Origin of the sequence: Leucobacter musarum subsp. musarum (assembly GCF_001273845.1) — a bacterium.
GTDB classification, from domain to species: Bacteria; Actinomycetota; Actinomycetes; order Actinomycetales; family Microbacteriaceae; genus Leucobacter; species Leucobacter musarum.
Genome location: NZ_JHBW01000067.1, coordinates 1 through 25823, shown reverse-complemented (window position 1 = coordinate 25823; position 25823 = coordinate 1). Strand labels below are relative to the sequence as shown.

Sequence of the window (25823 nt, the reverse complement as noted above, 5' to 3'; positions counted from 1 at the left end):
CACGCGCAGACTACGAGGTTGAGACCCCGAGCAACGAACCGATCGTGTAGGTGACGGCGACCGCGATGCCGCCGAACACCAGCTGACGCACGGCGCCCATGATCCAGTTCCGCTTCGTGAATCGGGCGGCGAGGCCTCCCGCGATGAGTAGGCCGACGCCGCCGAACGCCAGGCCGAAGCCGAGTGTGCCGAAGCCGAAGATGAAGGGCAGAATCGGAATCAGCGCACCGATGCCGAACGCCGCGAGTGACGAGAACGCCGCGACCCAGGGCGACGGCTTCTCTTCGGGGCTCACCCCGAGCTCGGAGAGGAGGTGCACGCGCACGGCCTGATCAGCATTCGCGTGGACCTGCTCGGCGGCGGTGACCGCGATGCCGGGTTCGACTCCCAGGTTCTCGAGCAGCGCGGTGAGCTCGGCTTTCTCGCCCTCGGGGTTGCGCAGGTGCGCCTCGCGCTCGGTGCGCACCTCGTGGTCGAGCTGCTCGTTCGCGGTGCGCACGGAGGTGAATTCGCCGAGCGCCATCGAGATGGCTCCGGCGATGAGCCCGGAGATACCGGTGATCGCGACGATGTGCGGTGCGGCGCCCGCGGCCGCGATGCCGGCGATGAGCCCGAGGTTTGAGACGAGGCCATCCATCGCCCCGAAGACGCTGGCGCGCAGCCAGCCTGACGTGACATCGGCGTGGCGATGATCGTACTCGTGCGGATTGGCGAGGTTGATGTCGCTCATGATTGCGTTCCCTTCGGCCCCTGAGTCGATGCCCGACCCGCTACCGTAGCAAGTTCTCGTCGCGAGGGAGAAGCCGGGTCGAGACCTCGTGCGCCCCGTCGCTCGGAGTTCGAGGCCACGAACTTTTCGACGGTGTCGGTGGCGCCCCCTACGCTGGAGAGGTGCGGCACCGGCCGCGAATCAGCAACAGGAGACTGCCATGACCGAAACCAGCGGACGCGTCGTGCCCACGGTCGGAGGCCGCGACCTCATCTTGGTGCGCTCCCTCGCGCTCTCCGACCACGAGGCGTGGCAGTTTCTCACCGACTCCGAGCTCACTGAGCAATGGTTTGGGCCGTGGGAGGGCGATGGCCGGCCCGGGGGAGCCGTGCGCGTGCGCATGCGCTTCGAAGAGCACGAGCCAGCGATCAGCATGAAGATTCTGGCGTGCGACGAACCCCGTTTCCTCGCATTGCAGGCAGATGCCGAGGTCGGCGGGTGGCGCCTCGAGCTGCACCTTGAAGCCGACGGTGACGAAGATTCACTGTTGACGTTCGTGCACCACCTCGACGCCGACGACGAAGTCGGTGAGATCGGGCCGGGGTGGGAGTACTACCTCGACCTGCTCGTCGCGGCGACCGAGGGCACTGAGCGGCCGGGGTGGGATCAGTACTACCCTTCGCTGCGCGAAGCCTACCTGGCGATGTGAGGGGCGCGGAGAGCACACGACATGGCCGTTGACTCATTGCCCGACTCCGTGACCTCGGGAGCCGCCGACACGGCCATCATCGCATTTTGGCTCGCGCGTCGTGCCGAGTCGCCCGGGCTGCCCGAACGGCTCCCCGAGGTTTGGGCGTTCGGAGCGACGCCCGAGCACGCTGACGAGTTGCTCGATCTCGTGCTGGCTGGAGTGAAGACCGGCACCGCCTCGTCGCTCTGGGACTATGAGGCCACGGGCGATCCGATGCCCGCTGTCGGTGACTACAGTGTCATTCTCGACGGGGCTGGCATTGCGCGTGCGGTGCTCGTGACGACCGGGATCGAGATCGTGCCATTTGATGAGGTCACGGCCGAGCATGCGCATTCGGAGGGCGAAGGCGATCGTTCGCTGGAGTACTGGCGGGCCGCGCACGAGCGCTATTGGCGCGCCTACTCCGAGAATCCGCGGGGGTTCGCTGCCGATATGCCCGTGATCTGTGAGCGATTCAGGCTTGTTTACCCCGCGCGCGGCTGAGGTTCGTCGACCGCGTGCATCGGTAGCGGCGGCGCTGCGGCCATCGCGGATCGATCTCGAGCAACGGCTGCACGTCGAACCCGAGACGGCGATAGAACGCGACCGCGTCATCGTCGGTCTCCGCGACGATCGATGCACTTGAGACAGACTCGGCGACGTGTGCGATGAGCGAGCGGCCGACTCCTCTGCCCTGTGCTGACTCCGCGACCGCGATGTACTCGAGTGTCGCTCGCTCGGGTGCATCGTGGTACGCCGCGAAACCGGTGAGCTCACCGCCTGCGTACCAGCCGAGCACCTGCAGCTCAGGCAGCTCCGCGCGAATGATGCGATCGAGTTCGTCTGCATCGGCCTCGCAGGCGAGCCACAGCAGCGCCCGGAACGCCGGAGTCGCCAGGTCGTGTCGCTCGAGATGTCGGATCACCGTGCCAGAATATCGACCGGCGCACTCGGGTCGAGCAGCGTCGATCGAGGAGAGGGTACGGCATGCACGCAGCGGACTACTGGGACCTCATTCGGCGCGAACGGGCCGACCTGGCTGCCGCGGTCTCCGGCCTCACCGAGGCGCAGTGGGATTCGACCTCGCTCTGTGACGGGTGGACCATCGAGGAGGTCGTCGCGCACCTCACCGCCGCGGCGAATACCGGCACGGTGGCGTGGATCGTGAGTATCGTCCGCGCCGGGTTCGACCCGGCCAAGCACAACGATCGACTGATCGAGCGCTATCGCGGAACGGATGCGCCCGGCACGCTCGCCCGCTTCCGGGATGCCGTGCCGAGCCAGGTTGCTCCGACCCGCGACTATGCCGCGTTCCTCGGCGAGGTCGTGGTGCACGGCCAAGACATCGCATTTCCGCTGGGCATCGCCCTCGAACCGCACCAGGCCGGCGTGCTCGAGGTTGCACGCTTCTTCTCCACGCGCGACTTCGCGGTCAACAGCAAGAAGATGGTGCGCGGACTGCGCCTCGTCGCGAGCGACGCCGACTTCGTCTCGGGAGACGGGCCGGAGGTGACGGGCCCCTTGCTGGCACTCGTCATGGTGATGGCGGGGCGCCCCGCGTTCCTCCCGCAGCTCTCGGGGCCGGGGCTCTCGGAGCTCGCGGCGCGTTTCGGGAGGTAGCTGCAGTTCCCGCAGCACGATCTTCCGGCACCGATTCAACGAAACGCATACACTTGCGCGCCGGAGCTGTATGCGTTTCGTTGAATCGGTGCGCGAAGAACGCGACCGGGGTTGATCGATTGCACGGATACGCGTTGCGCTCCGTGCTGGCAGTGCGCGTTGGGCGGTAGCGCTTACGCCGCGTCTCCCTGCACCGGGCCCTCGGTGTTCGGCTTCCAACCGAGCGCCGGCGCCACGTGCTCCGCGAACGCCTGCAGCACGTGCAGGTTGTACTCGGGGCCGAGCTGGTTCGGGATCGTGAGCATTAAGGTGTCGGCCGCCATGACCGCCTCGTCGGCCTGCAACTGTGCGATGAGCCGGTCGGGCTCGTCGGCGTAGGTCTTGCCGAAGGTTGAGCGGAATCCGTCGATGACGCCGACCTGGTCCATGTTTTCGCGCGAGCGCAGCCCGAAGTAGGCCTCGTCTTCTGCGGTGACGATCGGGAACACGCTGCGGCTGACCGAGACACGGGGCGTGCCCGAGTGTCCGGCCTCACGGTAGGCCTCGCGGTAGCGGTCGATCTGTTCGCGCTGCAGCACGTGGAACGGCTGCCCAGTCGCCTCGGTGAGCAGGGTGGAGCTCATGAGGTTCACGCCTTGCCGGCCGACCTGCTCGGCGGATTCGCGCGATCCGGCACCCCACCAGATGCGGTCGCGGAGGCCCGGCGACCGCGGTTCGATCGCGAGCTTGCCGGGAGGGGCCATCTGCGGGTCGCTCTCGACGAGGGGTTCGCCGTCGATCGCACGCAGGAAGAGGTCGAACTTGTCTCGGGCGAGGTCGGCGCCCCGGGGGTCGTCGGAACCGCCGTAGCCGAAGGCCTCGTAGCCGCGCAGGGCGGGCTCGGGGGATCCCCGGCTGATCCCGATCGCAATGCGCTGGTCGGCGAGCAAGTCGAGGGCCGCGAGCTCTTCCGCGAGATAGAGGGGGTTCTCGTAGCGCATGTCGATGACGCCGGTGCCGACTTCGATGCGCTTCGTGCGGGCCGCCATGGCGGTGAGGAGGGGAATGGGCGACGCGGCCTGGCGCGCGAAGTGGTGCACGCGCACGTACGCGCCGTTCACGCCGATCTCATCTGCTCCTTCGGCGAGCTCGACCGTCTGGCGCAGCATGTCGCCGGCGGTGCGCACACGTGAGCCGGGAACGGGGCCGTAGTGCCCGAATGACAGGAATCCGAATGCTTTCATGCCCGGTATAACGGCGGGCGACGAAGTATATTCCCGCGCATATAGTTCGGGATCTCCGGGCGCCCAGCGATCCGCCCCGACGCAGGCACACCGCCACCCACAGCAGCCTGCCACTCCGGCTCCCCGACCCGAAAGCGGCACCAGGGGGCCACCCGCGTCGGTACCGGGGCACGATCCGCAACGGCGCGCCCGCTCATAGTTTCGAAGCATGCAGATTCAACCGAGTGACATGGGAATGGTCGCGCTCGTCGCGAACCTCGGCAAGCACTACGGCGACGGCGAGCAGCGGGTGCGCGCGCTCGACGACGTCTCCATCGGCATCAAGCGCGGCCAGTTCACCGCGATCATGGGGCCGTCGGGGTCAGGCAAGTCGACGCTGATGCACGTCATGGCGGGTCTCGACACCGCCTCGACGGGGCGCGTCTGGCTCGGCGACGACGAGATCACCGGCCTGAACGATGCCGCGCTCACGCAGCTGAGGCGGCGCCGGATCGGCTTCGTCTTTCAATCGTTCAACCTCGTGCCCACCCTCGACGTGCGCGGCAACATCCTGCTGCCGTTTCAGCTCGACGGGGTCGCACCGGATCGCGCCGAAATCGAACGCATCGATGCACTGCTGCACGGTCTCGGGCTCGCTGATCGCGCCCATCACCGCCCCCACGAGCTTTCGGGCGGTCAGCAGCAGCGGGTCGCGATCGCCCGCGCCCTCGCGACCCGCCCCGACGTCATCTTCGCCGACGAACCCACGGGCGCCCTCGACTCGCGCACGGGGCGCGACGTGCTGCGCCTGCTGCGGTCGGCGGTCGATCACTCCGGGCAGAGCATCGCGATGGTGACGCACGATCCGATCGCTGCGAGCCACGCCGACCGCATCCTCTTTCTCGCCGATGGGCGCATCGTCGCCGACCGCGGCGCAATGACCGCGGCGCAGATCTCCGAGACGATGCTCGGGCTCGAAGCGACGCAGGATGCGCCGGGAGCCGCCTCATGATGCGCCGGGGCCGGGGCCTAAGCGCGGCATCGAGCCGGGCCAGCCGCCGCACGCGCGCCCACACCGGCGGCCGGATACGCGAGCACGCGGCGACCATTATCGTCGCGGCGCTCGCGACCCTGTTCGCGGTCACCCTGATTCTGGGCACCGGGGTGCTGACGGCCGCGCTCGATCCCGAACTCATCGAGCAATCGGGCACGTTTCGCGTCGTGCTGCTGATGGTCAGTGCGATCTTCGTACTCATCGCGCTGTACGTCGGCGCGGTCGTCACCGCGAACACATTCGCGACGGTCATCGCCGGGCGCGTGCGAAGCATTGCGCTGCTGCGACTACTCGGTGCGACGTCTCGCTACGTGCGCGTGCGGGTCGCCGGGGAGGGCCTCATGATGGGAGCGCTCGGATCGCTGCTCGGGTTCGTGGTCGCCGAGGCACTCGTCGCGGTGCTCACCGGCTTCGGCCCGGAGTGGGGGTGGCTGCCGCTTGGCCGCGACTACCCCCTGTTCGATCCGCTCGCGCTCGCCGCGGTCGTGATCGTGACACTGACGACGTGGCTCTCCGCCTGGGTGGGCACGCGCCGCGTCGCCGGCGTCTCGCCGATCGCGGCGACGGGAGCCGCGGTGGAGCCGGCGCCGTCGGTCGCGCGGGAGCGGACGGGACGCACGGTGTGGGCGCTGATCCTCATCGCCACCGGCATCGGCTGCCTCGCACTCGGTCTGCTCGTCGGCATGGTGACACCGTTGGGGCTGTTCGTCGCGTTTCTCGGCGGGCTCGGCTCGTTCACGGGCATCGTGGTCGGTGCGCACCTCATCATGCCGATGCTGCTGCGGGCGACGGGCCGTCTGCTCGGCGGTAGCCCGACGGGGCGGATCGCCGCAGCGAACGCCGTCCGCACCCCCGACCGCAGTGCCCGTTCGACGATTGGTCTCGTGATCGGGGTGGCGCTCGTGACGATGTTCGCGGTGGCGCTCGAGAGCTACCACTCGATGACACTCCGGGCGTTCGCGAACGATCCGGCGCTCGCCGACACGCTCGATCAGACCCTCGCGATCACCACTGCTATTTTCACGGGACTCGTCGGATTCTCCGCCGTGATTGCCGCCGTCGGGCTCGTGAACACGCTCTCGCTCAGCGTGCTGCAGCGCACCCGCGAACTCGGCCTGCTGCGCGCGCTCGGCTTCACCGGCGGTCAGGTGCGCCGCATGATCATGGCGGAGAGCGCACAGATGACACTCGCCGCGCTCGGCTTCGGCCTGGGGCTCGGCATTCTCTATGGTTGGGTGGCGGCGCAGTCGCTGCTCGGTTCTCAGGCCGGCATCGCCCCGCCCACGATTCCCTGGCCGGTGCTGGCGGGGGTGGTGACGTTAGGGATCGCGCTTGCGATCATCGCCGCCACGGCTCCGGCGAGGCGCGCAATTCGGCTCTCTCCGGTCGCCGCGCTGGGAGTGGAATGATCGGGTGTCGTCGCGCGGGGCGGGGGTCTGTGTGCGAGGCGATTGAGCGGAGAGTGAACGCTCGGCGCGACCCGCAGAAATGTCGGCGGCGAGGTCTAGGCTTATCGCCATGACCGTTGTGATTGACCCTGCTTTCGATCCCGTCCCTTCTCTTTCCGCGAGCGCTGACGTGCGCGTCGTCGCGGGCGCCGCATTCGACGGCGCCGCTGCCGTCGCGAGCTTCGTCCCCAGCGAGGGCGACCTGCCCGAGGCGCTCGGCGGCGTCACGCGTGACGCGCTCGCCGCAGCCGGCTTCACCGGAGCGAAGAACCAGACCCTCGTGCTGCCCGGCGAGCAGCTGCGCGTGCTGGTCGGCACCGGCTCGGGCATCGAGTCGGCAGCTCATCTGCGCGACGCGGTCGCCGCGTTCACGCGCGCTGCTCGCGAGGTCGCCGACCTCGGCGTCGATGTTACCGAGGTGCTCGCAGGCGCGGCCCAGCTCGGCGCGGCCGATGCGGCGCTCGCCGTCACCGAGGGTGCGATTCTCGCGCGGTACCGCTACGACGCCCTGAAGGGCGACGCGCACACCGTGGCACTCGCCTCCCTCGCGATCGGAGTGACCGAAGCCGACGCCGAGGCCGCCCGCTCGGGCGTCGCGCGCGGCCTGATCCTGGCCCGTTCCGCGAGCATCGCGCGCGATCTCGCAAACACCCCGCCGCGCCACCTGAGCGCCGAGAAGTTCGCCGAGGTCATCGAGCGCCTCGCGCCCGACTTCGGCCTCGAGGTCGAGGTCTTCGACCGCGCCCAGCTCATCGAGCTCGGCGCCGGCGGTCTGCTCGGCGTCAACGCGGGCAGCATCGAAGAGCCGCGCATGATCAAGGTCTCCTACCGCCCCGCCGACGCCGACGGGCACCTCGCGCTTATCGGCAAGGGCATCATGTACGACTCGGGCGGCATCAGCCTGAAGCCCTCGAACGCGATGCACGCAGCGATGAAGTTCGACATGATGGGCGCCGGCTCGGTGTTCTCGTCGATGACCGCGCTGCGCGATCTCGGCGCGACGACGGCTGTGACCGGCTGGCTCATGTGCACCGACAACATGCCCTCGGGCAGCGCCACCAAGCTGGGCGACGTGCTCACCATTCGCGGCGGCAAGACCGTCGAGGTGAAGAACACCGACGCCGAGGGGCGCCTGGTCATGGCCGACGGCCTCGTGCTCGCCACTGAAGACCGCGCAATCGCCGATCGTCGCCCCGACGCGATCGTCGACATCGCCACGCTCACCGGTGCCGCGATGGCGGCGCTCGGCACGCGCACCGCGGCGATGCTCGCCAACGATGACGACGTGGCAGCGCAGCTGCAGGCGGCGGCAGACGCGACCGACGAGAACATCTGGCGCTTCCCGCTCGACCACCGCTACCGCGAGCAGCTGAAGTCGAACGTCGCCGACCTCTCGAACATCGGCGGGCAGTACGCCGGTGTGATCCTCGCCGCTCTGTTTCTGAACGAGTTCGTCGACGGTACCCCGTGGGGTCACCTCGACATCGCCGGCACCATGCAGGCCGAAAGCGACGACCTGTGGCGCTCGGTCGGCTCCACCGGCTTCGGTGCGCGCCTGCTCGCCGAGTACGCCTGCAACTTTGCGCCGTCTGCCGGCGCAGCAACGAAGGAGTAACCCGGTGGCCCGTTCTGTGCTCGCTGACCGCGACGCCTACATCAGTGCGTTCGCCGACTTCGTCTCGGCGTCGCCGAGCTCGTACCACGCCGCTGGTGCGCTCGCCGAAACCCTCGCGAAAGCCGGTTTCGCCGATCACGACGAAACGCAGGGGTGGGCTCCGCTTGAGGCGGGCGGTCGCGGCTTCGTGCGGCGCGACGGTGCAGTGATCGCGTGGCGCGCCGGGGCCGACGTCGATGCGCTCAGCCCGGTGCGCGTGCTCGGCTCGCACACCGACTCGCCGGGGTTCGTCGTGAAGCCCGAACCCGACTTCACCGCCGACGGCTGGGCGCAGGTCGGCGTCGAGGTCTACGGCGGGCCGCTGCTCACCTCGTGGCTCGACCGAGACCTCGGGTTCGCCGGGCGCATCGTCACCCGTGACGGTGCCGAGCACCTGGTGCGCACCGGCGCGGTGGCGCGCATTCCGCAGCTCGCGATCCATCTCGACCGCTCGCAGAACGCAGAACTGTCGCTCGACAAGCAGCGGCACACACAGCCCATCATCGGTCTCGCCGGCGAAGAACTTTCGGTGCTCGCCCTGCTCGTGCGCGAGCTCGGTGGCGGTCGCTCGGGTTCTGGGCGCGGCCGCGCGGCCGCGCGATCGGCAGCGCGCGCAGCGCTCACTGTCGATGACCTCGTCGGTCTCGACGTGCGCCTCTACGACACGCAGGCGCCGCAGCGCATCGGCGCCAACGCCGAGCTCTTCGCGTCACCGCGACTCGACAACCTCAGTTCGACCTACGCCGGTCTTGCCGCTCTACTCGAGACCGAACCCGAACCCGGCACGATCTCGATGATCGCGGCATTCGATCACGAAGAGCTGGGCTCGAACACGCGCTCGGGCGCAGCCGGTCCATTCCTGTCAGACGTGCTCGACCGTCTCCGCCTCGGGCTCGGCGCGACCGGAGAAGATGCTGCACGCGCCCTGGCGGGTTCGTGGTGCCTGTCGGCCGACGCCGGTCACTCGGTGCACCCGAACTACAGCGAGAAGCACGACCCGCGCGTACGACCGCTCGCCGGTCGCGGGCCCATGCTCAAGCGCAACGCCAACCAGCGCTACGCGAGCGACGCGCACGGAGCCGCGCTCTGGAGCCGACTCAGCGCCGACGCGGAGGTGCCTACGCAGGAGTTCGTGTCGAACAACACCGTGCCCTGCGGGTCGACGATCGGCCCGATCACGGCGACGCGCATCGGCATTCGCACCGTCGATGTGGGTGTACCGCTGCTCTCCATGCACTCCGCGCGCGAGCTCGCGCACGTCGACGATCTCTACGGTCTGGCGAAGGTCACCAGCTCCTTCTTCCAGCGCGCATGAGTCACTGCATCGGCGGCCGAAGGCGTGCGCGCGCTCGCGCGTGATGCCATTTCGGTCGCCGATGCGCAATCCCATCAACTGATCAGCGCGTGATCGGCCGTTTCTCTGCCCGAACCTGGAGTGATTCGCTAGGATCGTGCTATGAGCGAGATGCAGCAGGCGGAGAACGGGGGCGTCGCCCTTTCCAAGAACAAGCTGATGCCCGACGTTCAGCGCATCGGCACTCGCGACATCGAAATCACCTACCTCGGCAAAAACGCCGACGGGCTGCCCACCTGGATCATGTGGAACGCAGCCGAACCCATGCTCATGGGCATGCTGCGCCAGGGCAAGATGGGGTACCACTTCGAACAGCGCACCAGCTCAGGCGTGCTGCTGCTCGAGAACATCTCGCTCAGCCGCGTACAGCGCGCCCTCGGCGGTTTCTGACCCGCATCGAACGCGCCTGCGCCGGTTGCGGCCGCGCCCACACCGGTCGCACGGGCTGCCTCCGCGCCGGCTGCGGTGTCACAGTCTCGCCGAGCGCCCCTCATCTCGCCGAGCCCCTGCGATGTGCGCGTGCAGAAAGGGAGCGCTCGGCGACTTCGGAGGGGTTCGCGCTTGAGACTCCGCGATACCCGAGAGCTCGCGCCTGGGCCGTCGCAATGCGCGGCGCCCCGCGTCAGGCGCGGACGAGCACGCGGCCCAGCGTGCGCGCGTAATCCTCTTTGATGACGTCGTAGTGCGTCCACGAGTCGAGCGCGCTGACCCCCGGCAGGGCGCGCATCGCGTCCATCACTGACAAGAGGTGCGCGGGCGACGGCCCCACCATCGTCGCGATGAAGTCGAAGCTGCCGTGCGCGCGCACCGCGAAGTCGATGTCGGGGGAGTCGACGATGTACTGACGCACGGCCGCCGGGTCACCGTTCACCGTGATGCCGACGCCGATCGCGATGCGGCTGCGCAGAATGCCGCCCGACTTGATCGTCGAGATGCGAATCACGCCGGCGTCGATGAGGCGGTGCACGCGGGCACGCGCCGATGACGGCGAGAGATGCACGGTCTCGGCGAGGGCGCGGTAACTGGTGCGCCCGTCTTGCTGCAGCACGGCGATGAGCTCGTAGTCGATGCGATCCAGCGCGATATCTCGCTTGTCTTCAGACACGAAGAATCCCTTGAACACCTCGACGTAGGTCGACACGATGACACGGCGCACCCCCGGCAGTGCCCGCACGAGGTCGAGCATGTCGTGCAGTTCGGAGCTGTCGCCGTGCCGAGTTTCGAAGACGAGGGGGAGCGGCCCGCTCGCCATCGAGACGAAAACGGCGTCGGGGAGCTCGGCGATGCGGCGCGCGATGGGTGCGACCGGCCCGTCGACCTCGGCCTTCGCGTGCACCAGCAGGTTGTGACCGACGAACCCGGGGTCGAGTGCGGCGACGATGCGCAGCCCGCCGCTCTCCGTAAGCAGTCGGAGGCGTGCGGCGATGAAGTCGCGCGTCACCCCGAGCTGCACTGCGAGCGCCTGCGTACTTGCGCGCCCGTCGCTCTGCAACGCACGGATGAGCGCGGCATCGAAGTCGTCGAGTTCGCTGACACGCTGCTGGCTGCGCGCCGGCTCGGCGCGTCGGGTGATCGGCTGCATGGTTCGCTTTCTGCAGGTGCCGAGTCTCGCGCACCGCAGAAACCAAAATACGCGGAACCGGGCAACATCGCACGCGAATCAATGGCGAATGCAACATACCCACGCACGTATTCGGACGCATCTCGTGCACGTGGACGCGATTCGTCGGTAATTGGGGCGAAAACCACGATGCATCCGCGCGCGAATGTCATCGGTCTGACCTACAGTCGAGGCAGTTGCGCGCGAAGTGCGCCGTCCTTAAGCAAAGGAGCTTCCATGTCCACAGCCACCGCCCCGGTGAACTCTCACCGCAGAGCGCTGAAGTCCGGTTTCGCCGCCGCCGTCGGCACCACCATCGAGTGGTATGACTTCTACGTCTACGCGACCGCCGCAGCCATCGTCTTCCCGAGCGTGTTCTTCCCCGAACTCGATCGCGGTCTCGGCACGCTCGCGTCGTTCGGCACGTACGCGGTCGCCTACTTCGCCCGTCCGCTCGGCGGCATCATCTTCGGCCACATCGGTGACAAGCTCGGCCGTAAGCCGGCGCTGACCATCACACTGCTCGTCATGGGCATCGCCACGACGCTCGTTGGCTTGCTGCCCGGATACGCCACCATCGGCATTTGGGGCCCGATCCTGCTGATCGTGCTGCGCATCGCTCAGGGCCTTGCCGTCGGCGGCGAGTGGGGCGGCGCAAGCCTCATGGCCGTCGAGAGTGCTCCTGAGAAGTTCAAGACCTTCTACGGTGGCTTCACGCAGCTCGGCAACCCGCTGGGCGCACTGCTGTCGACGGCAGCGTTTTGGATCCTCGCCGCGATGGGCGACGACGTGCTGCTCACGTGGGGCTGGCGCATCCCGTTCCTCTTCAGCATCGTGCTCATCGGCGTCGGCTTCTGGGTCCGCTACCGCGTCGAGGAGACCCCGGTCTTCGAGCAGAAAATCGAGGGTCACAACCAGTCCACGCCGATCCTGTTCGCGCTGAAGAACAACTGGTGGCCGATGCTGCTCGGCTTCGGCATCATCGCCATGGCCTCGGGCGGCTACGTGCTCGCCACGACCTTCGTGCAGAATTACGCAACGAGCCCCGAAATCGGCCTGAACGCCGAGGTGATCCTCGGCGCCATGACCGTCGCGGCGTTCGTCGAGACGCTGGTCACCCTGCCGCTCGCGTGGGTTGGCGACAAGATCGGTGCGAAGACCGTCATGATTCTCGGGTCGGGCCTCTCGCTCGTCGCGGTGATCCCGCTCGTGCTCTTCATCGATGCGCACAACGTCGCCATGATCTATCTCTTCGTGTCGGTGCTCCGCCTGACGCTGAGCGGCGCCTGGGCTCCGCTGTCGACCTTGATGGCGCAGATGTTCCGCCCGCAGGCGCGTTACACCTCGATGTCCCTGTCGTACGGCATTGGCGCAGCGGTCTGGGGTGGCCTCTCGCCCGCGATCGCGACTGGTCTGCTCGTCGCCACTGGCAACTTCTGGGCCGTCATCGCGTTCTTCGGTCTGCTGGCGCTGCTCGCGATCCTCGGCACCGTCTTCGCGCCGCAGCACTCGGACACCGCTCCCGCGACGGCCTCGCTCAAGGCTCGCCTCGACACCACCGCCGTACCCACCTCCAACCGCTAGTCGGTCGGACGCATCACTGAACACCCACTGAAGGAGTAGCCCCGTGCGACAGCTCGCCACCTACGACGCCCGCGATTCGATCCCCACGATCGTCACCGCGCAGCGAATCCTGACCGTCGACACCGAACGCCCGGAGGCCGAGGCGTTCCTGACCGCCGGCGGGCGCATTCTCGCCGTCGGTTCCGTCGCGGACGTCGAGGCGGCGGCTGCCGACGCAGGGCTCACTCCCGAGCGGGCCGACTACCCGGACGCCACCATCGTGCCCGGCTTCATCGACCCCCACGCGCACCCGCTCATGTACGGGCAGATGCTCACCTGGATCGACATCTCGCCGGCGAAGGCCGGGTCGATCCCTGAGATCGTCGCGCTCATGCGCGAAGGAGCAGCGAAGCTGCCCGCCGGCGCGCCGATTCGCGGCTACGGCTACGAGCAGCGCAACCTGACCGAGCGCCGCCACCCCACGCGCCAGGAACTCGACGAGATCGCCACCGACCGCGAGGTGTACATCATGAACGCGTCGGGTCACGGCGGCGTGGTGAACACCTTCACGTTCGAGAAGTTCGGGATCACTCGCGATACCCCGAACCCCGAGGGCGGCGAGTTCTTCCGCAACGCCGAAGGCGACCTCACCGGCGAGTTGTCTGACGCCGCGTGCAACGTGCTCACGGGCCTGCACGGTGTGAAGATCGGGCACCACGGCCCCAACTTCCACCTCGGCGACGAGCCCGCAGAGCACCAGCGTCAGCTCGACCTCGTGCAGCGCGAATTCCTGCGAGGCGGGGTCACGGCGATCGGCGACGCCCAGGTATCGAAGCGCGAGTTCGCGGCGTACCTCGAGGCAGCCGACCGCGGCGCGCTCGACATGCGCGTCTCCATGTACTTCCTGTCGCACCTGCTCGACCAGGTGCTCGACCTCGGCCTGACCGGCCCGTTCGGCAACCCGTTCCTCGCCGCGACCGGCATCAAGCTGTACGCCGACGGCACGCTGGGCGGCTGGACCGCCTACTTCCCGGAGGGTTACGTGGGCGACCCGTGCCGCACCGGCCAGCTCTACCACGAGCCGCGCGAGTACACCGAGCTCGTCAGCAAGGCGCACGCCGCCGGCCTGCAGACCGCCACGCACGCGCAGTCGCCGACCGCCATCAAGCTCGTCGTCGACGCGATCGAGCAGGCGCTCATCGAACGACCCGATGCCGACGCGCGTCACCGCATCGAGCACTGCGGTCTGCCCACGCCCGAGGAGATCACGCGCATGGCGCAGCTCGGCATTCGCCCGGTGAACCAGACCCAGCACTACTACAACTGGGGCGAGGGCGTTGAGCAGGCGATCGGCACCCCGGGCGAGCGCTTCAACCCGCTCGGCGAGTTCATCGAGGCTGGCGTGCCGGTCACGATCTCGTCGGATGCCCCCGTCGCCGAGCCCCGACCGCTCGAAGCGATCCAGGCCGCTGTGACCCGCGTGACCCGCCGTGGCGCGCAGCTTGGCCCCGACTCGCTGCGCATCAGCCCCGAGGCCGCCCTGCGCGGGCACACCCTCGAGGGAGCGATCTCGCTGGGCCGCGAGAGCGAGCTCGGTTCGATCACCGCCGGCAAGCGCGCCGACTTCGTCGTGCTCGGCGCCAACCCGCTGACGGTCGACGGCGCGGAGATCTCGCAGATCCCCGTCCGTGAGACCTGGGTCGACGGTAGCCGCCGCTTCGCCGCCGGCGAGGCACGCTGATGACCGCCGTCACCGAGACCGCGGCCAAGCGCACCACCGGCTGGGTCGTCATCGAGGCCCTGCGCGGCTACGGCGTCGACACGGTATTCGGCATTCCGGGCACGCATAACCTCGAGCTGTACCGTCCGCTGAGTGCACTCGGGATCCGCCCGGTCACCTCCCGCCACGAGCAGGGCGCGGGCTACGCCGCCGATGGCTGGTCGCTGCAGACCGGGCTGCCGGGCGTCGTGATCACGACGAGCGGCCCCGGGCTGCTCAACGCCCTCTCGGCCGCAGGCACCGCGTACTGCGAGTCACGCCCCATGATCATCGTGTCGCCGGGCCCGGCCCGCGGCGCGGAGTTCGCCGACGTGGGCACGCTGCATGAGACGAAGGATCAGCTCAGCGCTGCCTCGGCGATCGTCGAATGGGGTCGCCGCGTGCAGACCGCGGCCGAGGCCGTCGACGCCGTGCACGACGCGTTCGAGCTCTTCGCCACCGGGCGCCCGCGCCCGGTCTACCTCGAGATTCCGCTCGACCTGCTCGAAGAGGAGACCGACCTCGACGCCGCCGCGCTCGCGCCGCGCGCCTTCGCGCCGGCGCCCACAGCAGATGCTGCGCAGGTCGCAGCCGCGGCCGCACTGCTCGCCGCAGCGCGGGAACCCGTGATTCTCGCGGGCGGCGGGTCGCGCGGTGCGGGGGAGCAACTTCGCGCGCTCGCCGAGCGCATCGGCGCCCCGGTGGTCACGACGCTGAACGCGAAGGGCGTGCTCGACGAGTCGCACCCGCTCGCGATCGGGTCGAGCTTGCGTCTCGCCGCCGCGCGCTCGCGCGCCCAGCAGGCCGACGTGCTGCTGGTGGTCGGCTCGAAGCTCGGTGAGGCCGAGCTCTGGGTCGAGCGTCTCGAAGCACAGGGCCGAGTGATCCGCATTGATCTGCTCGAATCGCAGCTGCCGAAGAATCAAGAGATCGAGATCGGTCTCGTCGGCGACGCGGCCGCGACGCTCGACGCGCTGCTCGCGGAGCTCGACGGCATCGCGACCGAGCCGGCCGTGATCGTTGCCGCCCGGGCTCGCGCGGAGGCGTCCGTCGCCGAGACGATCGCCCAGGTGCGCGCCGAGTCGGCCGAGTTGTCAGAGGCGAACACCGTGCTCGCCGAGCGCATCGCGGCGGCACTGCCCGCCGATGCCATCGTGGCGACCGACTCCTCGCAGATCGCGTACTGGGGCCTGCTCAACACGCTGCGCGTCGCGCAGCCGAACTCGACGCCGTACATGGCGACGTACGCGACCCTCGGGTACGGATTGCCGGCGGCGCTCGGTGCCCGCATCGGGGCTCCGGATCGCCCGGCGTTCGTGGTGGTCGGCGACGGTGCGCTGATGTTTTCCATGCAGGAGTTCATCACCGTCGTCGAGCAGCGCCTCGACGTCACCGTGATTGTTGTGGACAATGGCGGCTACGCCGAGATCAAGCAGAACGAGGCCGACGCGGGTATCGCGCCCGTGGGCGTCGATCTGGTGCAGCCCGACTGGGCCGCCGTGGCGACCGCGTTCGGCGGCACCGGCCGACGCGCGTCGACGGGTGCCGAGCTCGCCGACACGATCGCAGCCGCGACCGCCGGCGGTGGGCTGCAGCTGATCCACATCGACCAGGCGGCCTTCACCGTCTAACTGTTTCGGGGCGGGCCCTGCCCCCGCTCGGCCCGCCCCGAATCTCACCGCGATCCGGAACCGCACCTACCCAGATCGCCACCACGAACACCGGCACCGACCCCGACCCGGCGCGGCAGCGACCCGCGCGGAAGCGAGCACCCCATGTCAGCGACCCCCGCCCCCCGCATCGCGGTCTACACCGACACCGACGACACCGATGTGGCTGCGGGCGTGCGGCTGCTCGAAGACGCCGGATTCACCGTGCGCCTACTTGAAACCCGCGACCCCGCCGAGATCATCGCGGGCGCCCATGACGCCGAGGTGCTGCTGCCCGGCTATGCGTCGATCACCCGCGAGATCATCGAGGCGCTTCCGAACCTGAAGGTCATCGCGCTCATGTCGATGGGCTTCGACTACGTCGACATCGACGCGGCCACCGAGCACGGCATCTGGGTGACGAACGTGCCCGGTGCCGCCACCGAGGAAGTTGCCACGCATGCGCTGGCGATCCTGCTCCACGCCACCCGGCAGCTGCCGTTCTACCTCGCGTCGGCCACCCCGGCCGACTGGAACTCGCGGGCCGAGGTTGCCCCGCCGCGCCTCAGCGAGACCACCCTGGGTATCGTCGGCCTCGGCAAGATCGGGCGAGAGCTCGCACGGCTCGCGGGGCCGCTCTTCGGTCGCGTGCTCGGGTACGATCCGCTGCTGCCGGATACGCCGGAGATCCGCGCCGATCTCGACGCACTCGGCGTGACCCGCACCGACCTTGACACCGTGCGCCGTGAATCGCACGCGCTGTCGCTGCACCTGCCGCTCACTCCCGAAACCGGGCGCATGGTCGACGCCGCGTTCCTCGCAGACATGCCCCGCGGGTCGATGCTCGTCAACGTGTCGCGCGGCGCCCTGATCGACGAACCGGCGCTGGCCGCAGCCCTCGACGCCGGGCAGCTGTCGGCCGCGGCGCTCGACGTGCTCGCGGAAGAGCCACCCGCTCCCGGCCATCCGCTCGTCGGCCGTGACGATGTCATACTCACGCCGCACATCGCCTACTTCTCGGCCCGCACGGAAACCGAGTACGTGCGCATCCAGGCCCAGAACGCCGCGACCTACGCCGAGACGGGGGCGCCCGACTCGCCCGTCAATCTGCTCTCCTGAGCGACGCGCCTCGATCCGGCGCCCGCTTTCTACCTCACCCTGCTTGCCGCACACCCCGCGCTCCATCAGCGACGGGGCTACTCGACCGACCCCGCACATCTCGAAAGGACCCGTCATCGTGACCGAACTCACCGCCGAGGCGAAGCGCACCGCGCAGACCTGGATCGACGACCATCTGCAGCAGCTCACCGAGTGGCACACGCAAATCTGGGAGCTCGCAGAGCCGGCCTGGCGAGAGTACCGCTCGCAGCAGTGGTACGTTGAGCGCCTCCGCGCCGAAGGATTCGACGTCGAAGACGGCTCGGCGGGCATGCCCACCGCGTTCAGCGCGCGCTGGTCGAACGGTGACGGACCTACGCTGCTCACCTACGCCGAGTACGACGCCGTGCCCGGCAACAGCCAGGCCGCGACCACCGCCGAGGCCCCGCGCGAGGGGCTCTCGCGCTTCGCCCCCGGCCACACCGACCCGCACTCGGTGCTCGGCATCTCGACGCTCGCCGGCGTGCTCGCCACGAAGCACGCGATGGAGCAGCACGGCATCACCGGCACCCTCCACTACACCGGAGAGCCCGCCGAAAAGATGCATGGCTCGAAGGTCGTGCACGGCCTGCGCGGGTACTACGACGACGCCGACGCCATCGTGTCGTTCCACCCGTTCTACATGCTGCCGCTCTGCAACACCGCCCGCTGGGACACACAGTGCGGCGCGTATTACAGCAAGGTCTACTCGTTCGTTTGCGATCACCCCGAACAGTGGCAGCTCTCGAGCGCCGACCCGAACTCCCCGATCCCGGCATCGCACTCGGCCGCCCGCGCACCCGGCGCCAACCTGTCGCTCGTGCAGATGTACTCCGCGTCGCGCAGCATGCTCGACGCAATGCTGCCCGCGGCGGGCGGGTGGAGCTTCTCTGACGCGATCCTGAGCGATGGCCAGGCCACCGCCGACAACCTGCCGCAGCGGGTCGCCCGCATCCAGTTTTCGTGGCGCACGCCTGACATCGAAATGGCCGAGCACATCCTCGCCGTGCTCGACCGCAACGCGGCCGCGGCAGCCACGATGGGCCACTGCGAGCTCGAAGAGCGGTGGATCGCCCGCAGTCGCCCGGGCCGCACCAACCACGCGATGGCAACCGTGCTGTTCGACAACCTCTCTGAAGTCGGAGCGCCCTCATACGGGCCCGAGGCGATCGCGGTGGCGCAGGAGGTGCAGCGCTCGCTCGGGCTCACGCCGAGTGAGCGACCGTTCCTCGCCGAGACCGAGCAGCTCATCACCCCGCAGGAAGCCGAGCGCGGGCTGCGCGAGCACATGCCCGCCTGGCAGCGCAACTGGACCAGCGACGACTACGTCGAGATGAGCCACTACGCCCCGCTCGTGCGCTTCTACGTGTCGCGCCCGGCGCTGCAGCCCGTGCCCGGTGCCGGCCCGTACCCGTCGTGGGTGATGAACGCGCTCGGCGGCATCCCCGAGACGATCGCGCCGACGATTCTGACCGCGGGTAAGACGGTCGCCGGCACCTTCCTCGACCTGCTGACGAAGCCCTCGGTGTTGGAAGAGGCTCAGCGCGAGTTCGCCGAGCGCACCGCAGCCGAGCCCGTGCCGGCGCTGCTGCCCGCCGACTTCGAGCCGCCGATCGACCTCCCCTGGCCCGACTACCGCGCCGACCTCGCCGGGACGCACGAGCACCGCCACTGGTAGGTCGAGGCCGTCCGCTGAGCGGTTGTCTCGGCGGGTCGTGCCAGATCGCCTCGTCGAACCCCTCCGAAGTTGCCGAGCCCCTCCGTTCTGCGCGTGCAGATTGGAGGGGCACGGCGACTTGAGAGGGGTTCGGTGTTTGGCTCGCGTGCTCTACGCGCCCGACGCGTCTGGGCTCTGGCCGGGCACGTCACCTCCGTGTCCATGCGCGTGCCCGCCACCGCCATGCCCGTGGTCGCAAGTGCAGCCCGAGCCGCCCGCGGCGCCACCGACGCAGCACGCGCCACCGCCCTTGGGCTGCGAGCGCGGGGCGTCGAGCGATGGGTTGCGGTCGAAGAACCCGAACGGCTTGAGTGTGAACGCGACCTTGTCGACCGGCATAATCGGCCAGTCTTCGGCGCGCGTGATGTGGTGGATGCCGAAGACGTACCAGAGCACCACGTCGGTGTCGACGAGGTTCTCGTCGTCGGCGATCCAGGCGCTCATGCCGTTGCCCTGGTCGTTCGCCGACTGGGTGGGGTAGTCGCCAGCCGGCCACATCTCGGTGTCGTGGTGCTGCGTCACCCAGAGCGTGTTGCCGATGACAGGGTTGCGGCGCAGAATCGGCGACGACTCGTCGAACATGGCCGGGAACGAACCGGTGGGTACGAGCTTGTACGCGGTCGGCGCGCCCCACGCGTTGAGGCGGTTGGGGTTCTGCACCTTCCACGCGCGCTGCCGATCCCAGCTGTAGAGGCGCCCGGCGTCCTTCTCCGACGCGATCACGGTGCCCCGCGTGTTCAGGTCGAGCCCGAACGGGTTCGCGTCGCTGATGGGAGCTGGGAGCGAATCGGATTCGACGACGGTGTTGCGGTCGCCGTCGACATCGAGATCGAGGCGGGCCACTAAGAAGTGCTGATGGTGGGGTGCGTAGGTGCGCTGGTCGATGACGGTGCCGGTGGCGTGCGTCGCGGCGTGATCCTCCATTGGAGTCGAGACCATGATGCCGGTCGCCCGAATCTCGCACTCGATGTTGCCGTCAGGGTAGAAGCGCCAGTAGACGAGGTACTCGTAGTTCGCGACGGTAGCGTGCACCGAAACAACGAATCGGCGCATGCGGCGCACCTCGGTGCCGGCATCGGGGTCGACGTGCTTCCAGAGCACCGCGTCATCTTCTTCGTGCAGGCAGATGACGTTCTTCGTGACGACCGGATCTCCCGCCGTATTCGGCAGCACCCCGTCGAGATAGGTGATCTCGCCGAGGCAGTCGCAGCCGAGCTCGAGCGACGTGCACATGTACCCGAGGCCCCACTCGCCGATGTCGAACGCGGTGCGGCGGTAGTGGTCGAAACTCGAGTCGCGGTAGGGAACGATCATCTCGGCCAGCGACATGCGGTACGCGACATCGCGGTACTCGTCGCCGTCTTTGAACTTCACCTGGTAGATGACCGGGCCCTCGCGGTAGTTGAAGCCGAGCCGGAACTCCCAGTCTTGCCAGCGCAGTCGCGATCCTTCGAGATCGAATGACACCCCGTCGGGCTGCACGATGTCGAGCGCTTTCAGGTCTTGTCGCTCGGGCTCGCCGCGCAACTCGGGTACGTACTCGGCGTCGACCTCGGGGAACCCGCGGTCGTGCCCGTCGTCGATCTGCAGCACCTCCATGGTGTTGACGTCGACGATGATCTTGAGGCCGCTCACCGGGTGCGCGTAGGGGTTGCCCTGTGGCGTCGCGCGTTTCCAGATGTCGACCCAGCCGAGGCGCCGATCGCGCCACTGCGGCGGCATGACGGCGTTGCCGTACGTCCAGAGGTCGAACAGCACGAGGGCAGGATCAATGCCGCGCGACTCGAGCACCGCGCGCACCTCGGCATTGTCGCGCAGGGCGACATCGCAGCCGTGGTATTCGTCGACGGTGAAGTTGGGGGTGACGCCGGGCCGATGCTCCCAGGACTCGACGGTGGAGTCGGAGAGGTTGACGATCGCTTCGTAGACCTCGTTGCTCGACTTGTTCCAGACGACGGAGAGGGAGCGGCGTTCGATCGCGTCGCCCTCGACCCACGCCAGCACCTGCGCCTTCGGTGGTTCGTGCAAGATGATCGAGGCGTACCGCCACCCGCCATCGATCTGGTGCTCGACGGTGAGCAGCGCCGAGGTCGCGGCGATTTCATCGGCGGACAGGGAGTCAAGCGGGTGGGAAGCCATGGTGCTCCGATCTTTCGCGATCTCGGGGGTGCGACGTCGCGGTCGCATCGCTCTCAGAGTGCCACGGACCACGGACATTTGGGAAGATCTGAACGGGGGAGTGACCCCCGTCGCGTCGCGCGTGTTTCCGCGGATGTCGGGCGTTCGATGCGTGATATTCGCATCCCCGTTGCCGGTGCGACACGCCAGAGATCCCGCTTTTGCTGGCTCGATTTGCGTGTGCATGGAGAACCCCCGTAAGATTTCATCTCGGTAGCAAGCGGGAAATTGCTTCGGCCCCATCGTTTAGCGGCCTAGGACACCGCCCTTTCACGGCGGCAGCACGGGTTCGAATCCCGTTGGGGTCACGCTTTACCAAACACAATTGAATAGCAATGCATTATGGCCCTGTGGCGCAGTTGGTTAGCGCGCCGCCCTGTCACGGCGGAGGTCGCGGGTTCAAGTCCCGTCAGGGTCGCCAAGGTGAGAAGCCCTTCTTCGGAAGGGCTTCTTCATCTCCCGGCGATCGCCATAAGGTGAGTGCCTGGCTCTGTAGCTCAGTTGGTAGAGCGTTCGACTGAAAATCGAAAGGTCACCGGATCGATGCCGGTCGGAGCCACTGTGGGAGTATTACGCCCACTCCGAACCCTCGCAAGGCTTCTACTTGCGGGGGTTCTTTTTTGCTTTCTATCAGGTGTTTTGCTTGGGCTTCACTGAAACGGTGTTCCGGGCTTCGAGATTCAGCAGAAAACTTCTCAGTCAGGCACCCCGCATAAACCCCGCACTTTCAAAACCAGCCGTCGAGCCTGCTTTGCATGGTCTCGGCGGCTTTTTTGCTTCCCGTGGTCTTCGCCATGTAGGTGTCTTACGTGATCGACGGGTTGGCATGCCCCAGGTATTCAGCGATGTCGCGTGCAGATAGGCCGGCGCTATCGAGCATCGTCGCTACCGTCTTTCGGAACGAATGGGTGCTGAGTTCCGGGTAACCCAGCGCGTCTCGACGGTCGCGGATCTCGCGTTGTGTGTTCGATGGGTCGCGCATTCGCATGAGGGGCGTCGGGAAGAGTAACGGCGTCTGCCCTTCAAGTTTCTGCCAACGTCGCCGCAGGAGCGCTCCTGCGGCCTCTGGCAGGGGAGTGGTGCGACGAGATGCCTCAGTCTTCGGGAACTCCTGGCGCTGCATTCCAATCTTCGTCACACGCTTCGCGATCGCATCCACACTCGCCGCGGTGAAGTCATCATGCACGGACTCGATCTGCAGGGCGCACACTTCGGCAACGCGCCAACCCGTCGCAAGCATGAACTCGATCAACTCAACGGTGTCCCACTCGATCAGCAGCGCATCTTCGCGGACGCGCTCGAGGAACACGGGAAGCTCCTGCAGTGGGATTGCCTCGCTGCCCTTCTTGGAGCGGTGGCGAATGCGCTCAAGCTCACGAACAGGGTTGCGAGGGATCGCGCCATTTCTGACCGCAAGACCGAGCATGCCACTCAATGCAGACCGGCAATTCTTCGCAGCGCCAGGCCCATTCTCTTTCTCTGCACGAGTCAGGAGCTTCAGTAATCGTCCTGGCGTCGCCTCAGCCGAACTTAGGTCGCCGAAGCGACCAAGCAGGCGAAGCCGATCGCGGCAAGCTGTCCAACGTCGACGAAGTCCGCAAGCTTCTCGCTGCAGCACTGGAAGACGAGGCCAGCGCACGAAAGGCGTTCAACACGGACGTCAACACTGCGCACACGGCGTTCCAAGACTTCGTTACTGCGCGCCGCAAATACTGCGAAACTATCGGCAACCATACGCACCTACTCATTGACGCTGGCATTCCCATCGAAGGTGCAGAACTCGACGGAGAACCCATCGAACTCCGCGGCGGCAGCCAGCCCGGAGAGACCATACTCCGAGCCATGAACAACTCCATTACCTGCGAACGGGCGCCGAAGATCAGCCACTGGCTCAACAAAAATAGCTAGCAGCTGGGAGGGGCGGCGTTCGAGCACGAGCGCCGCCCCTCATTCACATCCAATCCAAAAACTCCCAGATCGATATATCTTTGGACCATGTCTGAATCCAACGGCGCGTCAGAGGCAGCATCTTTCGCGGGAGAATTACTTCATGTAGCGAAGGACTCGCCGAAAATGCGGACGGCAGCAGATAGCCTCGCAGGATCAACCCTGGTCATCGCCGAGACCTTAGAAACAATTCTTCTACCGTTGGCAGCGTTAAACGCTGGGAGGCGAAAGGCAGTCGAGTACTTCAACACAAAGTTCGCCACTCGCCTCGATGAAGTGACTAGCGATATTCCAGCAGAGAACCTTCAAGAACCTCCCGCCTATATCGCGGGACCACTCATGAACGGACTTGCTGACGCTTCTGACGAGCCGGAGCTAGAAGACTTGTTCATGCGATTGCTCGGCGCCGCAATGGACCAGCGAGCCGCCGAACAAATACATCCATCGTTCGTTCAGATCATAAGGGAGCTAAGCCCCGCGGAAATTGGCGCGCTTCTTGAAGTTCTAAACTTCAATGGTGCAGTTGCAATTGTGCAATTACGATCTGCATCGCCTGATTCACAAGGGTCATCATTATTACTTAGCATGATTACTGAGTTCAATCCTGATCCGCCTAGCCACACGGTTGTCGAAGTGAAGAAGGTGGCCTCCTGGCATCAAAACTGGCAGCGCCTAGGCTTGATCGAATACAACTTCGAGAATTACCTAACGGACGAGGCCCGATATAAATGGGCCGAGAATCATTACGTCGTGAGAAATTTCCGGAAAGCTGTGGAGACACGCGGTAAGAAGCTTGAGACTAAACGAGGCATTCTCGTTGTCACAGATTTCGGTCGTTTCTTCGCCGCTTCAGTATCTGCCAAGGAAGCGCTCGAAAAATACCAGAACCAGGCGTCCAACTAGTTGGGATGTCCAGGGTCGTAGCTTCGTGAATCGCGTGTGACCTGCTGATGAGCAAAGGCCTCCTGTTGTGAAGTGGAGCTGTATAAGGAACCGCTTCACGACGGGAGGTGTTCATGGTCGACGCTAATGCTGCACTTACCCAGCGCGCAGGTCTCAGACTCGCGAAACTCGTCATCGAGGACGACTGACCTGTCACCGCTGCCGAGAAGATGTTCATGGTCTCACCTGTGACTGCCCGCAAATGGGCAATCCGGCACCGTAAGTAGGGCACGGCTGGGATGAATGACCGGTCGAGCCGTCCCCGTTCGACGCCCACACGAACTCCATTGCCCGTCATTAAACGAATCATCAGATTGCGCTGATGTGGCAGGCTCGGCCCGGCTCAGATCGCCGGTGCGCTCTGGATGCCCACCTCCCCTGTTCGCGCCGTGCTGGGGGGGTGGGCCTCAACTGGCTCTTGCGCATCGACCAGGTCACCGGGGAACCGATCCGACGCTACAAGCATCCCTATCCCGGGTCGTTGATCGCTTTGGACGTGACGAAGTTCGATCGCATCCCTGACGATGGTGGACACCGGTTCGTGGGGAGGTCGCAGGGACTCGTCTATCGCGCGGCGACATCGGATCGCGAGGGCACTCGCACCAGCGGCTGCCAGCCCAGGCTCGGGATGGGGTATCCTGCACACAGTCATCGACGACCATTAGCGTGTTGCGTATATCGAGATGAGTGAAGACGAGAAGTCCGTCACCGCGATCGGGGTGCTGACTCGTGCGGTCGCTTGGCTCGCTGAGCGGGGTGTCACCGTCGAAAGAGCGCCCTCTGATAACGGCTCCGCGTATCGGTCACACACATGGCGCAATGCGTAGTGAGACCTAGAGATCGTGCCGAAGCGTACCCGGCCCTATCGGCCGCAAACCAACAGGAAGATAGAACGGTTCCACCGCATACTCGCCGATGGGAGGGCGTATGCCAGGTTCTATGGTTTGGAGACCGAGCGGCGCGACGTGCTTCCTGGGTGGCTGCACCTCCATAACCACCACAGTCGCCACTCCGCGATCGGAGCCGCGCCCACTACCAGGCTCACCAACCTCCCGGGAAATCACAACTAGGCCGCGGTGGCAAATTATCAGAATCCCGTTAGCCATTTCGAATGGTCTAGTGCACCTGGCTTGACTATGTTCCGTTATGTTCGCCAAAGCCTCAAAACTTGGGGATTTGGGGAGCGACTCAGTCTCGTGCAGGTATTGTCCCGTTTTTAAATCAATGAGTTGAGATTCCCTGCCCCGTTGAAGCTGTTCAGCGTGTCGGCGTTAACCGATGAATCACGATGTGTGAAGGTTTAAATCCATATAAGGGAGGTTTGATGGAAGCCAGTGATGTTTTAACCAGAGCGTGGGCTGCAGTTCAGGCGTCAGGAGTGCCCGAGAGCTTGTACGAGCCCGCGTTTCGAGAAGCAGTCTTACTTCTTACCAACCCGCGGGAAATGTCGCAGGCGACGTCAAAGGCAGACAGTATTGGTGCCACTTCTGAAGTGCGTGCTGAAGAAATTGGAACGTCAACTGCGATCGATACCGAGGCGCTAATCCAAAGGTTTGGGTC

At 66.7% G+C, this 25823-nt stretch carries 22 protein-coding genes, 3 tRNA genes and 1 pseudogene; 20 read left to right on the top strand and 6 right to left on the bottom strand.

The features are described from left to right. Positions 1-10: 10 nt before the first annotated feature. A complete protein-coding gene (locus CH42_RS05490; RefSeq protein ID WP_053352220.1) occupies positions 11-730 on the bottom strand; it encodes a VIT1/CCC1 transporter family protein in 720 nt (239 codons plus the stop codon). A 199-nt stretch (positions 731-929) separates the two neighbouring features. Between CH42_RS05490 and CH42_RS05485 the strand changes: the two genes are divergently transcribed. Together CH42_RS05485 and CH42_RS05480 are read left to right on the top strand one after the other, a co-directional pair. Beyond that, positions 930-1418: an SRPBCC family protein gene (locus CH42_RS05485; protein WP_053352219.1), complete on the top strand. Its 489-nt coding sequence runs from the start codon at positions 930-932 to the stop codon at positions 1416-1418. 21 nt (positions 1419-1439) lie between these two features. After that, positions 1440-1943 (top strand): ASCH domain-containing protein, encoded by a 504-nt coding sequence (locus CH42_RS05480; RefSeq protein WP_053352218.1) that lies wholly within the window; start codon positions 1440-1442, stop codon positions 1941-1943. Here the strand turns inward: CH42_RS05480 and CH42_RS05475 are convergent. Continuing rightward, positions 1915-2364 (bottom strand): GNAT family N-acetyltransferase, encoded by a 450-nt coding sequence (locus CH42_RS05475; protein ID WP_053352217.1) that lies wholly within the window; start codon positions 2362-2364, stop codon positions 1915-1917. The two genes, CH42_RS05480 and CH42_RS05475, sit on opposite strands and share 29 nt — an antisense overlap. A 62-nt stretch (positions 2365-2426) precedes the next feature. Between CH42_RS05475 and CH42_RS05470 the strand changes: the two genes are divergently transcribed. After that, positions 2427-3059 carry a maleylpyruvate isomerase family mycothiol-dependent enzyme gene (locus CH42_RS05470; RefSeq protein WP_053352216.1) on the top strand — a complete coding sequence of 211 codons (633 nt, stop codon included), beginning with the start codon at positions 2427-2429 and terminating at the stop codon, positions 3057-3059. A gap of 173 nt (positions 3060-3232) precedes the next feature. Here the strand turns inward: CH42_RS05470 and CH42_RS05465 are convergent, their stop codons facing one another. Beyond that, positions 3233-4282, bottom strand: coding sequence for an LLM class flavin-dependent oxidoreductase (locus CH42_RS05465; protein WP_053352215.1), 1050 nt, complete (start codon positions 4280-4282; stop codon positions 3233-3235). Positions 4283-4490: 208 nt separating this feature from the next. Between CH42_RS05465 and CH42_RS05460 the strand changes: the two genes are divergently transcribed. The 5 genes from CH42_RS05460 to CH42_RS05440 all read left to right on the top strand — a co-directional run bounded on the left by CH42_RS05460 (position 4491) and on the right by CH42_RS05440 (position 10161). After that, positions 4491-5273 carry an ABC transporter ATP-binding protein gene (locus CH42_RS05460; protein ID WP_053352214.1) on the top strand — a complete coding sequence of 261 codons (783 nt, stop codon included), beginning with the start codon at positions 4491-4493 and terminating at the stop codon, positions 5271-5273. Continuing rightward, positions 5270-6724, top strand: a complete 1455-nt coding sequence (locus CH42_RS05455) for an ABC transporter permease (RefSeq protein WP_239683957.1) — start codon at positions 5270-5272, stop codon at positions 6722-6724. The genes CH42_RS05460 and CH42_RS05455 overlap by 4 nt, the downstream gene beginning before the upstream one ends. Positions 6725-6833: 109 nt before the next feature. Next, a complete protein-coding gene (locus CH42_RS05450; RefSeq protein ID WP_053352213.1) occupies positions 6834-8378 on the top strand; it encodes a leucyl aminopeptidase family protein in 1545 nt (514 codons plus the stop codon). A gap of 4 nt (positions 8379-8382) precedes the next feature. Beyond that, entirely contained in the window at positions 8383-9732 is a 1350-nt protein-coding gene (locus tag CH42_RS05445; RefSeq protein ID WP_239683956.1) for a M18 family aminopeptidase, read from the top strand. Between the two features lie 141 nt (positions 9733-9873). After that, positions 9874-10161 (top strand): hypothetical protein, encoded by a 288-nt coding sequence (locus CH42_RS05440; protein WP_053352212.1) that lies wholly within the window; start codon positions 9874-9876, stop codon positions 10159-10161. A 232-nt stretch (positions 10162-10393) separates the two neighbouring features. Here CH42_RS05440 and CH42_RS05435 read toward each other — a convergent pair whose 3' ends face one another. Further along, the gene (locus tag CH42_RS05435) at positions 10394-11353 is read right to left on the bottom strand and encodes an Lrp/AsnC family transcriptional regulator (protein WP_053352211.1); all 960 of its coding nucleotides are present in this window, start codon (positions 11351-11353) and stop codon (positions 10394-10396) included. A gap of 255 nt (positions 11354-11608) precedes the next feature. On the opposite strand from CH42_RS05435, the gene CH42_RS05430 reads away from it, so the two are divergent. The 5 genes from CH42_RS05430 to CH42_RS05410 all read left to right on the top strand — a co-directional run bounded on the left by CH42_RS05430 (position 11609) and on the right by CH42_RS05410 (position 19157). Beyond that, positions 11609-12955 (top strand): MFS transporter, encoded by a 1347-nt coding sequence (locus tag CH42_RS05430; protein ID WP_053352210.1) that lies wholly within the window; start codon positions 11609-11611, stop codon positions 12953-12955. A gap of 43 nt (positions 12956-12998) precedes the next feature. Next, positions 12999-14675: an amidohydrolase gene (locus CH42_RS05425; protein WP_053352209.1), complete on the top strand. Its 1677-nt coding sequence runs from the start codon at positions 12999-13001 to the stop codon at positions 14673-14675. Then, positions 14675-16324, top strand: coding sequence for a thiamine pyrophosphate-binding protein (locus tag CH42_RS05420; RefSeq protein ID WP_053352208.1), 1650 nt, complete (start codon positions 14675-14677; stop codon positions 16322-16324). The genes CH42_RS05425 and CH42_RS05420 overlap by 1 nt, the downstream gene beginning before the upstream one ends. A 144-nt stretch (positions 16325-16468) precedes the next feature. Next, entirely contained in the window at positions 16469-17461 is a 993-nt protein-coding gene (locus tag CH42_RS05415) for a C-terminal binding protein (RefSeq protein ID WP_053352207.1), read from the top strand. Positions 17462-17579: 118 nt separating this feature from the next. Next, the gene (locus tag CH42_RS05410; RefSeq protein ID WP_053352206.1) at positions 17580-19157 is read left to right on the top strand and encodes a peptidase M20; all 1578 of its coding nucleotides are present in this window, start codon (positions 17580-17582) and stop codon (positions 19155-19157) included. A 150-nt stretch (positions 19158-19307) separates the two neighbouring features. Here the strand turns inward: CH42_RS05410 and CH42_RS05405 are convergent, their stop codons facing one another. Continuing rightward, the gene (locus CH42_RS05405; protein WP_075205252.1) at positions 19308-21383 is read right to left on the bottom strand and encodes a primary-amine oxidase; all 2076 of its coding nucleotides are present in this window, start codon (positions 21381-21383) and stop codon (positions 19308-19310) included. 226 nt (positions 21384-21609) lie between these two features. Here CH42_RS05405 and CH42_RS05400 point away from each other — a divergent pair. The 3 genes from CH42_RS05400 (at position 21610) to CH42_RS05390 (ending at position 21933) form a co-directional block, all read left to right on the top strand. After that, positions 21610-21682 (top strand) — tRNA-Glu (locus tag CH42_RS05400). A gap of 36 nt (positions 21683-21718) precedes the next feature. Continuing rightward, a tRNA-Asp gene (locus CH42_RS05395) sits at positions 21719-21795 on the top strand. A 65-nt stretch (positions 21796-21860) separates the two neighbouring features. After that, positions 21861-21933: transfer RNA gene (locus CH42_RS05390), tRNA-Phe, on the top strand. Between the two features lie 246 nt (positions 21934-22179). Here the strand turns inward: CH42_RS05390 and CH42_RS05385 are convergent. Continuing rightward, entirely contained in the window at positions 22180-22800 is a 621-nt protein-coding gene (locus tag CH42_RS05385; RefSeq protein WP_053352205.1) for a site-specific integrase, read from the bottom strand. 8 nt (positions 22801-22808) lie between these two features. On the opposite strand from CH42_RS05385, the gene CH42_RS05380 reads away from it, so the two are divergent. The 4 genes and pseudogenes from CH42_RS05380 to CH42_RS16770 form a co-directional block, all read left to right on the top strand. After that, entirely contained in the window at positions 22809-23282 is a 474-nt protein-coding gene (locus tag CH42_RS05380) for a hypothetical protein (protein WP_053352204.1), read from the top strand. Between the two features lie 87 nt (positions 23283-23369). Beyond that, the gene (locus CH42_RS15930; RefSeq protein ID WP_082309306.1) at positions 23370-24224 is read left to right on the top strand and encodes a DUF4393 domain-containing protein; all 855 of its coding nucleotides are present in this window, start codon (positions 23370-23372) and stop codon (positions 24222-24224) included. Positions 24225-24337: 113 nt separating this feature from the next. Further along, positions 24338-25333: pseudogene (locus tag CH42_RS15925) on the top strand (IS481 family transposase). A 254-nt stretch (positions 25334-25587) separates the two neighbouring features. Then, on the top strand, positions 25588-25823 hold a 236-nt coding region (locus CH42_RS16770), incomplete at its 3' end, for a hypothetical protein (RefSeq protein WP_204374527.1).